The sequence below is a fragment of the Bacillus sp. AP50 genome (assembly GCF_040492675.1).
Lineage (GTDB): Bacteria > Bacillota > Bacilli > Bacillales > Bacillaceae_G > Bacillus_A > Bacillus_A cereus.
Genome location: NZ_JBEUTW010000112.1, coordinates 1 through 10,984, shown reverse-complemented (window position 1 = coordinate 10,984; position 10,984 = coordinate 1). Strand labels below are relative to the sequence as shown.

Here is a 10,984-nt window from a genome sequence, read left to right as displayed (position 1 = left end):
GTTCCTATGCATTCTAAATCTCGTATTACTGCAATTGGTACTTATGTTCCAGATCAAATATTGTCTAATAACGATTTAGAAAAGATGGTCCATACGAATGATGAATGGATTGTACAAAGAACAGGAATGAAGGAAAGAAGAATCGCTAGCGAAGAAGAATATTCCTCAAACTTAGCCATTAAAGCAATTAAAAATTTATGTACAACATATAAGAAAAACTTAGAAGATGTCGACTGTATCATTGTCGCTACTACTACTGCTGATTACGTTTTCCCTAGTGTTGCTTGCCAAATACAACAATACTTCAACATACCTCATACACTAGCTTTTGATTTAAATGCAACTTGTGCTGGTTTTACATATGGACTACACGTCGGTAATAGCTTAATCACTTCTGGATCACATGAAAAAATACTTGTCGTAGCGACAGAGACATTATCTAAAGTTACTGATTATACCGATAGAACGACCTGTATTTTATTCGGTGATGGTGCTGGAGCTATTTTATTAGAAAGAGATGAAGACACCCCAAGCTTTATCGCTGCTCACATGGGAACAAACGGTGATGGCGGCATTCATCTATATAGAACAAACTTATCTACTACTATGAATGGCACACCACTGCAAACAAATGAAAAAATCGTTCAAAATGGAAGAGAAGTATATAAATGGGCAACACGAACAGTGCCAAAAGGCATAAAAAATTTATTACATAACGCAAATATGCAAGGGGATGATATAGACTGGTTCATACCCCACAGCGCTAACTTACGAATGATTGAATCTATTTGCGAAAAATCTCAAATTCCAATACAAAAAACATTAACGAGCGTGGAATATATGGGGAATACCTCTTCAGTCACCATTCCACTCGCTCTAGATTTAGCTATAAAAGAAGGAAAGTTAAATAATGGAGACACACTTTTACTATACGGATTCGGTGGTGGTCTTACACATTTAGGGCTTATTGTAGAGTGGAATTTAATTTAAGTGTATAAAAAGAGGCTCTAGTCAGTAACTAGAACCTCTTTTTCATTTAATTTCTTGCCCCTTTTCGAGACCATATCACAACAGGAATAAGTAATAACGCTAACACGCCTCCAGCCAATGACAATGCCGCATAACTTGAATTCGCTACTACCATACCTGACATCGCTCCACCAGAAGCTCCAGCTAGCGCAATAAAAACATCTATTTTCCCTTGTGTTTTAGCACGTGTAGACGGTGTTGTGGAATCAACGATTTGTGCTGTACCACTAATCAATCCGAGGTTCCATCCTAGCCCAAGTAAAGACAGAGCAACGATTAATAATAATAAAGAATCACTTGGCGCTATCGCAGCTATGACACCCGCTGCAAGTAAAATCACTCCACCAGCTATGCTCATTGTAGTTCGGCCAATTTTATCAATTAACATTCCTGTAACGAGAGATGGAAGATACATTGCACCTACATGAAAACCTATCACAAGTCCTACTGCACTTAAACCGTGACCGTGGTGTCCCATATGAACTGGCGTCATCGTCATAATCGCAACCATCACGATTTGCGTAAGTATCATTACGATTGCTCCAACTGTAATACCTCGTTTATTTTCTTTCGCTTCGTCTGTTATTGGTTGTCCTTTATATGTATGTTCCTGTTTATATCTTTCTATTATATTAGCAATAATTAACGGATCTGGACGAAGCATAACAAAAAGAACTAGACCCGCCAGTATAAATGCTGCTGCCGATAGTATGAACGGACCTGCAAGTTTAGGAACTCCAATTGAATGCGCAAAACTACCCATTACTCCTACTAAATTTGGTCCTGCAACTGCACCAAAAGTCGTCATTACCATCGTAATACTAACAGCCGTTGCTCTCTGCTTCTTATCCGCTAAATCTGTACCTGCATAACGAGCTTGTAGATTCGTAGCTGTACCAGCACCATATATGAGTAAAGAAATAAGTAAAAGAATAATGCTATTCATTAAAGCTGCCATTACAACACCAATTGCTCCAAATCCGCCTACTATAAACCCTGTTGCAAGACCTATCCGGCGTCCATATCGTTGCGAAAGCTTCCCTACTATGAAAGCTGCTACTGCCGATCCCAATGTAAACATAGCAGTCGGTAATCCAGCAAATGCATCTGTTCCAAGCATTTGCTGCGCAAGAAGTGCACCTACTGTAATACCAGCAGCTAGTCCTGCACCGCCAAACATTTGTGAAATGCTGACGATTATTAACGTTCGTTTGTATAGTTTTTGTTGCTCTTCTTCTGTGTATACATGATTATCTATTAAAGCCCCTGCCTTATCTAGCAATTCCCCATCCTCCTTTTAAAATTAATCCCTCTTGTTAATGTACTATGTATAACGTTACATATTCAATGGCATTTTCCATTCATCCCTTTCATTCTAAAAAACTTTCTAATCAAACTCGACTTATCCCATGCTATATTAAAAATACTACTATTCACAATATGCAAGGAGAAAACAATGAAAAAACAGGCTAATAGCAGCCTGTTTTTCTTTACGCATCTTCTACTAATCTTCCCCTTCTCTTTTTACTCAAAGCTCTTCCTTCCCAAAACAACAAACTTACGAAAGCACAAATTAAAATAATTGGCACACTTGCTTTATATAAATCTGTAAAACTCATAGCCATCTGATTCTTGGCATAATGATTCACATCATTCGAGAATGTGAGTACCTCTTTCTTTATACTTTCCTCTTGTTTTTCAACTTCTTTTGTCACTTGCCTCGTAACTTCTTCTCTTTTTACATCTCTATATTCTACTGGAACTTTTCTTAATATTTCATCCGTCTTGTCGCGAATCAATTCTTCCTTTTTCGCTTTACTTAATCCCATTGTCATTGCATTTTGTTTCTTATTTATATTCGACTCTAAACTTTGATTCTCTATTTTTTCTTTAGTCATTTGTAAAATTTCAGTTTGCTCAGTACTATTCACATGAATATTCCGCACCTTTTCTTCTGCATAACGATATACTTTTTCTTTATTTACAGTTAAATTATGAGTTAAGTTAGAGACAAATATTGCGACCGCCAATACAATTCCAACTTGTCGTAACATTGATACAACACTTTGAGAAGCAGTTAATAATTCTCCTTCAAACGAAGACGCACTTAAAACTGTAATTGGCCCCACTACTAAGCCATATCCAACACCTAATATCATACATGGAATAATAATTTCTATATTTATTGAATGAACATCAATCATTTGCAACCAATAGTAGGATAGCCCCATAACAAGAAACCCTGACAAAATAATAGTTACTTTTCCGAGTTTTTTAATTAAAGTTGCTGCAACTGGTGAGACAAAAAATATCATCGCTGAAATAGGTGTCACTAAAAAAGCCGCTTCAATTTCCGTTCGACCTTGTAGTTTCGTCAAGAACGTTGGAAGCAATACAGTAACTCCAATTAAAAATAAATTACTCAATATAACAACGATCGACGCTCCGACAAACATTCGATCTTGAAATAACTTTAAATTCACCATTGGGTTATGAATCTTTCGTTCTACTAAAATAAATAGAATAAGAGAAATAGTGCTAATTGCATAACAAGACAAAGCAATATTACTTTGCCATCCCCATGTATTACCTTTTACTAATATGAGAGTAAATGAAAAAATTGCTGTGCTACTTAATAGTAGTCCTATCCAATCTATTTTTGAGATAATACGTTCTTCATTTTTTATTTGTAGCATGATGCAACATAACACAATTCCTATTATACAAACCGGAACATTAACGAAGAACACCCATCTCCATCCTAAATTTTGCGTAATAATTCCACCTATTACTGGCCCCATAGCAGCTGACAATCCTTGTGTTACTCCTAAAATTGCAAGTGCAACATGCCTTTTAGCTAACGGCATAGCTGATACACCAATTACCATACTTGTTGGAAATAAAATTGCTGCCCCAATACTTTGTATAAAACGAGAAAAAATAAGAAAATCACCTGTATTAGCAAAAGCGCAAAGTACCGATCCACCCCCAAAAATCACCAGACCAAGAATATACATCTTTGCTTTTCCAAAGATATCAGCTATCCGCCCTAACGGAATGGCAAGTACTGCAATCGTCATTGTATAAACATTTAATACCCAAGACATCTTTTCTAATGAAGTATTTACACTCGATTGTATTGCCGGTAAAGCTATATTCATAATTGTCGTATCAATCATACAAAGAAAGATACCTAGACACATTAAAAAGACAATCTTAATACCCTTTGATTGCTCCATCTTTATATACCCCTTTATTTATTGTGAATGCGTTTTTCATTCTTCTGTTTTATTGTTTTCTTTCGCCTCTAACTCTTCTAATTTTTTCTTCAAAGTCTCCACTTGTGCACTATACGATGCAATACCTACATCTAGTGAAATTTCTTCGACGAAAGTAATACCTACTCTCCACTTTTCATATTTCAATCGAAGATCTGCAATGTACGCTTCTTTTCTTTCAATTTCATCTTTAATCCATTTTTTTATTGTTACATCATCACTATAGTTGCCAAAATACATTCTCATTAAAAAATCCGAACGTAAAACATCCTTCTCTATAGGCGTCTGCATGTATTGATAAAACTCTTCACGTCCTTCATCCGTAATAAAGTACATTTTCTTATTTGGCTTCCCCTCTTGCATGACAACCTCTTTTTTTATTTTCCCTTCATTCTCCAATTGTCGTAACGTTGGATAAATCATTCCAAAACTTCCATCAAAAAAATGAGTAAATACGTCTTCAAACACAATTTTAATATCGTAACCAGACAATTCCTTTTCCATTAATAAACCTAAAACAACATCTCTTCCCTTCAAAGTAAAACCCCCACATAGTATATAATCAATAATCATATTAACATTGTTAATATAATTATTGATTATATACCTTATTCTGTTAATTGTAAAATGTTTCTAAATAAAAAAGCCCCATAATTTGGTTTCACCAATTCACAGGGCCATTTTCTTATTTACTCTTTAACACCTACACCTTGCAAAACTTCAATATCCTCTTTCATTTCATAATAATAAGAAGGCAATTCTATACCATGTTCTAAGAAATAATCCTCAATGAATGAAATAATAATTTTTAACGTTTTCACACGAGCATACAATTTATCGTTACTTTCAATAATATGCCACTTTGCATTTGGCTTACTTGTTTTTTCAAACATGTCTTCCATTGCTTCAACATACTCATCCCATTTTTCACGATTACGCCAATCTTCGTCTGTAATTTTCCATCTTTTCAAAGGATTTTTCTCTCTATCTTTGAATCTCTTTAACTGTTCCTCTTTACTTATATGGTAGAAGAACTTCCCTATTATGTAATGGTCATCTGTTAGTAGTTTTTCAAAATCATTAATCTCATCATATGCTCTCATCCACTCTTCCTTTGTAGCAAATCCTTCAACACGCTCAACTAACACACGACCGTACCATGAGCGATCAAAAATGGTGATTTGCCCGTACTGTGGAATTTTGCGCCAGAAACGTTGCAAATAATGGTAACGTTTCTCATGAGGTGCAGGCGCTCCAATTGGATTTACTTGGAACCCACGCGGGTCAAGATGTTCCGTCACCCGCTTAATTGCCCCACCTTTACCAGCCGCATCCCATCCTTCCATAACAAGCATAACCGCGATTTTTTCTTCTTTCAAAATTTGCTGTAATGCTAATAAGCGCCTTTGATATTTTTCTAATTTCTTATTGTACTTAGATTTTGATTCAATTTTTTTCGTTAAGTCTACTTTAGCAAGATGTCCATTTTCCATAAAACAAATCCCCCTTGTTGTATGACAATGTTATTTTAACATATTTTTGGTAATTTTTTCATATCCTAAAAAAACTGTGTAGAAACATCTCTACACAGCTTCCTTCTCTAATTTCACATATATAAGCACATTTAACTACATTAAAATAAATAATTTATACTGAACTCTTAGTATATTCTTTTTATTAAAACGTAAAAATAGTCCTTTTAAAAAGGGCAGCAATCTAAGTATAGAAAAACAAATTTATTCTTTTTTACTACATACGTAATTATGCCGGCTATAAGAGTATTGAATAAGATATTGATTCACTACTCTTATAGCCACTTTACATTATATGGTATATTTACTCGTAAAAAGAAGATAATAACAAGTAAATCCATTAAAGAATGGGAGCTCTAAAAAAATGAAACGAAAAATATTAACTCTCTTTACACTTTTATGCTTAGCACTACCAATACAAGCTAGTGCTTACACATTTCAGTCACTACCGATTGCGTCAAAGTCTAAACAATGGTATGTCGAAATTGATAAATCTCATAACTCAAACAAGCAAGCAATCCAGCCAAAGCAAGGTGTATTTGATACGTATAGTTTACTCGTAAAAAACATCGGTCATGATGTATCAAACGTATCTGTGGAAATACTTGATAACAACCCTACCTCTAAAGCTACCTTTAAACCTACTACACCTAATGAAAATATTTCTAAAAGTCATACAAGCTTTGACTACATGGTATTCCCATTAGACTTTAATAGTCATAATTTTAAAGTTGTAATCACTTGGGAAGAAAAGAATTTCTCTTACAATGGCCATCCGGTAAATGAAGGTAAAAAAATGAAACAAACATTTGTATTTAATGAAGACTAAGTCCTAATTTCTTTAGGGCTTAGTCTTCTTTTTTGAAACCTGCTTGTATCGCTTCCGTCACTTCTTTTGTGATTTCTAATTTTGTTGTGCCAAATATGTACGGACAGTTTTTCATTACAAAGGTGTTTTATTAATACTAGTTGATTATATGCTAAGTTATTTTCTATATAGGTCTAGCCCTCTTTTCCCATATAATCAATTAAATCGACGAATACTCGGTACAGACAATGCTATTCCAATTGTTAAAATTACTAAACTAGCTAGTGTTATAATAGTTATTTCGCCACCTATGACAGTAGCTAACCAGCCTACAACTACATACCCTAATGGCAATAAAGCAAAAGAACCCAACATATCAAGGCTTGCCACTCTTCCGAATGCTTCTTCTGGTACAAGCTCCTGTAAACTCGTTTCCCAAATGAGTCCAAATATCATCATGCCAAATCCTTCAATTGCCATTAAGAATATTAAAGCGGGTGCCCAAGAAATGAATGGCATAATTAATAAAGCAATGCCACTCATTAAAACACCTCCATAAGCCAGTAATCCTCTCTTATGCCACCGCTCTTTCCCACCAAATATTACTGCGGCAATTATAGCCCCACCACCAGAAAAGGCCATGCCAAGCCCATACACGTAAGCTTCAAAATGATGATGAACATTAAATAACCATGGAATTAATACGACGATAATGCCGGCATAACAAATATTTATAAAAGAAAAAACTAAAATTGTAATCCACAGCCACGGATGACTTTTTAAAACTAAAACACCTTCCATAAACTCTTGTTTGTAAGTAAGCTTACTCTTTTCAATGGGTTTTACTTTTTTAAACTTAATTTCTTTTAAAAATAATAAACATAAAAATGATAATAAGTACGTTGCTGCATCTAGTCCGAAACCTATCCCTGCAGATGCAACCGATACGATTAACCCACCAAGTGCTGGCCCAATCAATCGTATACCTTGATTACTCATTTGAGTGAGTGCGTTAGCTGCATTACGAATTTCAGGAACGAATACTTTCGCCCTTACAGCAGAATATGCTGGTTGGAATATCCCTTCCATAAGTCCGTATATGGCAACGAGAATATATAAAATCGTAATTGTTAATAAATCCATAAATATAAGCGATGCAAGTAATAGCATTAATATACAGCGGATTATATCCGTAAATAACATTAATTTAACCCGATCAATTCGGTCTACAACTAAACCTGCAAACGGTAAAGCAAGAATATTAGGTAGCATGTACATTGCCATCGTCATCCCCATTACAACTGTTGAGCCAGTTAATGAATACACAACAACTGGAAGTATGACCATAGTTATCGAACTACCTAAGGCCGAGAGTAATTGTCCAATCCATAAAAACTTAAAGTGCGTTGATACTTTAACTGGTAATAATAATTTTCCAATATAACTTAAACTTTTCTCCTTTTGTATTTCCCCTTGCATGTCTCTCTCCTCTTTTCAAATGACTATAGAATACATAATATACGACTGAAAATTCATAATATTATATTTCCAATTATATAAGAAACCATTATGTTATGGTAAAATTATCAAAAAAATATAAAGGAGAATGCATCATTATGCCTCCAAATTCACATAACATCGAACACCAAATCTATACAATGTGTATGATCCAGCGCAACAATGAAGTTTTACTCGTAAAACGACCCAATCATCGAGGTTTCCCTGGCTACATAGCTCCTGGCGGCAAAGTAGATTTTCCCGAAAGTATCGTTCAAGCCGCTATAAGGGAAGTAAAAGAAGAAACCGGATTACTTGTTTCGGATTTAAATTTTAAGGGATTAGATGAATATGTAAATCCGAAAGGGAATGTTCGGTACATGGTATTTAACTACTGGACAGACTCATTTGAAGGTGAACTTCTTTTAAACCCACCTGAGGGCAAATTATTATGGATACCAATCGATACAGCACTAAAGCTTCCTATGCAAGATTGGTTTAAAGAAAGATTCCCATTATTTTTTGAAAAAGGCACCTTTGAAATTCAACGTGTTTGGGATAATGAGCTAGATAAACAAGTTGCTATAACAATTACACATACGTAAAAAAGCTTGGAATCTCTCCAAGCTTTTCTTACTTCTCCTGTACTTTCTTAATCTTATAATCAATTTCTAAAAACTTAACTCCAAATATCCACATTCTATGATTAGCTTCTAGTATGTGATCCGTGCGCTCTTTTATAATAAAAGTCTCTGCTAACGGTAAACGGATTGTCAAGAACCGAGTATGTAAATAAATCCCCTCATCTCCCTGACCATTTTCTCTTAACTTACTAGTAATAATTAAATCATGACTATCATTATATAGTTTCAAAATACCAGTCATATTCGAATAAGGTAAAGGTAAGGCGATATTCATATATGTCTCATTCTTATTTGTATGCTTTGAATAAAGAGCTACAAAAATAGATTTACCTGCTTCATTTTTTCTTAGCCAAGCCCTTACATTCTCTCTTCCATCTTTCTCATCTATGACACTAATGATAGAGCCATGCATCGTTTCCCAATTGCCGCCCATTCCTAAATGTATTTGTTCTACACGCTTACTCATTTTCTCATAGCAAAGTGCGAACGGACGGAACCAACGAGCCCATTTAATATTCGATTGCAATTCATACTCTACTGTATTTTCATAAAAATGAATAATACTTAAAGGAACCTTCGTCACATCAAATGCCTCACTATGAAAGTCATTTACTTTATCAACTAAACCGTTGTATTCCTTACTGTCTACTAAATTGCTGCTATATAAATAAGCCTCACCAATTGCCACATTTCCTCTTAACTTACTCATTGGTTTCCCATAGTATTTATAATTCGGAACACTCTTTTCAATCACCCAGCCGATAAATGCCGGTAACGCTACTCCAATTCCGTTGACAACACCATGAATCCAAACCATTTGAGCAATTGTAATCGTCAAGACATGCTTCAAATTCCCGTATGAATATATAAGTGAGAACATAATTGTAACCATGAGTGTACTAGACGAAACGATTAGAAGAATCTTTGCACTGATAGCATTAAATTTTGCTCTCCAAACGTAAAATCCATACCCATAAATTGCACATAAATATAGGAACACTGCAAAAAATTCAAATATTCTTGAGTATGTAATTCCTATTGCAACTGTCATAGGTGAAATCATGATGATAAACATAATAGCATCATACACTTTACTTCTCTTTTCTCTTTTTCTCCCTATTAAACCAGCTGATAATGGCAATAGAAACGCCGAATAATGAAAATGTGCAGCTGTGAGTAAAACAATGTCAGAGCTAAAATGCATAATTGAAAGTTTTGCTACTGAAGCAGAAAACCAAAAACCACCTAAAAACAAATAAATAAACGCACTATCTATGGCGATCTCTTCTAACGGCTTCCATCCTCTTTCTAGCAATCTACTTACACCAAATAACGCAACAATTCCTGTATATACAAACCAAACTAGCGCAAATAAATAGTGATTTGTGACGAAAGCTAACATTGCACAAATTGCTGCGATTGGATATAAAAATGATACGGATTTATAAAATAATAATTGCGATCCATCTCTTTTTCTTTTATCAATAATACAAAATGACATTGGTATAAATAATAAAACAGATAATAATATAATTGCTTCAACAGGATTTATATTCGACCACTCACATATTAGAAAAACAACATAGCAAGCAAGCCCAAATATTATATTTTTCATATCGTCTATTCCCTTTCCACAAATGTTCCCTTATATGAAAAAAGCGAACCAATTAACGGGTTTCGTACTTGTACATGAATTCGAAAACATTGTAGTGTTTCATCATAACTTTCAACAATTTTTGCCTCACCATACAAAAATTTTGGTAACGGCATTTTTCTTCCAAACATATAAAACCATTGTTTCTTTGAAGAAATATGCATTGTCCCTAACTCATCGATATGAAAATGCAGTGTAGAAACGAGTAAATGTGGTTCACCAAAATAATCTACAATTTCATTTTCGTTTTCATCAAACTGCATAACTGCATTAAAATATCTTTTCTTATTTCACCTATTGATTCCCCTTCTCCAACTATTTCAAGCCCAAATCCAATCTTTGTTTTATACAAAAACTTCTGTGGTTCTCCTTCTTTTTTCTCTAAATACGAAATTTCAGTAAAGCGAGCATCCCACTCTGTATGTATATCTGGTTCTTGCGTATATTCCCATAATTTTTCCATCGTCGTGTTCATTTTTGTCGCAACATAAATAGGCTGTTTCCTTTTCATTCTCCCCACCTCCTATGCACTATAAGTTTAA

General features: G+C 34.5%; 9 protein-coding genes and 2 pseudogenes. 3 read left to right on the top strand and 8 right to left on the bottom strand.

Features of this window, described 5'->3' with window-relative positions:
* The first annotated feature begins 6 nt into the window (after positions 1 to 6).
* The gene (locus ABWK52_RS10210) at positions 7 to 990 is read left to right on the top strand and encodes a ketoacyl-ACP synthase III (protein WP_000555756.1); all 984 of its coding nucleotides are present in this window, start codon (positions 7 to 9) and stop codon (positions 988 to 990) included.
* Between the two features lie 46 nt (positions 991 to 1,036).
* Here the strand turns inward: ABWK52_RS10210 and ABWK52_RS10205 are convergent, their stop codons facing one another.
* The 4 genes from ABWK52_RS10205 to ABWK52_RS10190 all read right to left on the bottom strand — a co-directional run bounded on the left by ABWK52_RS10205 (position 1,037) and on the right by ABWK52_RS10190 (position 5,800).
* Positions 1,037 to 2,311 carry an MFS transporter gene (locus ABWK52_RS10205; protein ID WP_098280999.1) on the bottom strand — a complete coding sequence of 425 codons (1,275 nt, stop codon included), beginning with the start codon at positions 2,309 to 2,311 and terminating at the stop codon, positions 1,037 to 1,039.
* A gap of 208 nt (positions 2,312 to 2,519) precedes the next feature.
* Positions 2,520 to 4,268, bottom strand: coding sequence for an MFS transporter (locus tag ABWK52_RS10200; protein WP_098541480.1), 1,749 nt, complete (start codon positions 4,266 to 4,268; stop codon positions 2,520 to 2,522).
* 36 nt (positions 4,269 to 4,304) lie between these two features.
* Positions 4,305 to 4,844: a PadR family transcriptional regulator gene (locus tag ABWK52_RS10195; RefSeq protein ID WP_070757096.1), complete on the bottom strand. Its 540-nt coding sequence runs from the start codon at positions 4,842 to 4,844 to the stop codon at positions 4,305 to 4,307.
* 152 nt (positions 4,845 to 4,996) lie between these two features.
* The gene (locus tag ABWK52_RS10190; protein ID WP_000427320.1) at positions 4,997 to 5,800 is read right to left on the bottom strand and encodes a polyphosphate kinase 2 family protein; all 804 of its coding nucleotides are present in this window, start codon (positions 5,798 to 5,800) and stop codon (positions 4,997 to 4,999) included.
* Positions 5,801 to 6,203: 403 nt separating this feature from the next.
* Here ABWK52_RS10190 and ABWK52_RS10185 point away from each other — a divergent pair, with 403 nt between their 5' ends.
* Entirely contained in the window at positions 6,204 to 6,668 is a 465-nt protein-coding gene (locus tag ABWK52_RS10185) for a hypothetical protein (protein WP_000823343.1), read from the top strand.
* A 195-nt stretch (positions 6,669 to 6,863) separates the two neighbouring features.
* Here ABWK52_RS10185 and ABWK52_RS10180 read toward each other — a convergent pair whose 3' ends face one another.
* Positions 6,864 to 8,126 (bottom strand): MFS transporter, encoded by a 1,263-nt coding sequence (locus ABWK52_RS10180; RefSeq protein ID WP_001161173.1) that lies wholly within the window; start codon positions 8,124 to 8,126, stop codon positions 6,864 to 6,866.
* A gap of 137 nt (positions 8,127 to 8,263) precedes the next feature.
* On the opposite strand from ABWK52_RS10180, the gene ABWK52_RS10175 reads away from it, so the two are divergent.
* Positions 8,264 to 8,749 carry an 8-oxo-dGTP diphosphatase gene (locus tag ABWK52_RS10175; RefSeq protein ID WP_001134949.1) on the top strand — a complete coding sequence of 162 codons (486 nt, stop codon included), beginning with the start codon at positions 8,264 to 8,266 and terminating at the stop codon, positions 8,747 to 8,749.
* Positions 8,750 to 8,777: 28 nt separating this feature from the next.
* Here ABWK52_RS10175 and ABWK52_RS10170 read toward each other — a convergent pair whose 3' ends face one another.
* From ABWK52_RS10170 to ABWK52_RS10160, 3 genes and pseudogenes are all read right to left on the bottom strand, one after another.
* Positions 8,778 to 10,403, bottom strand: coding sequence for a YndJ family protein (locus tag ABWK52_RS10170; protein WP_000789373.1), 1,626 nt, complete (start codon positions 10,401 to 10,403; stop codon positions 8,778 to 8,780).
* A 5-nt stretch (positions 10,404 to 10,408) separates the two neighbouring features.
* A pseudogene (locus ABWK52_RS10165) lies at positions 10,409 to 10,732 on the bottom strand (DUF4166 domain-containing protein); the annotation flags it as partial.
* Positions 10,696 to 10,953: pseudogene (locus tag ABWK52_RS10160) on the bottom strand (hypothetical protein); the annotation flags it as partial. The pseudogenes ABWK52_RS10160 and ABWK52_RS10165, both read right to left, overlap by 37 nt.
* Positions 10,954 to 10,984 lie beyond the last annotated feature (31 nt).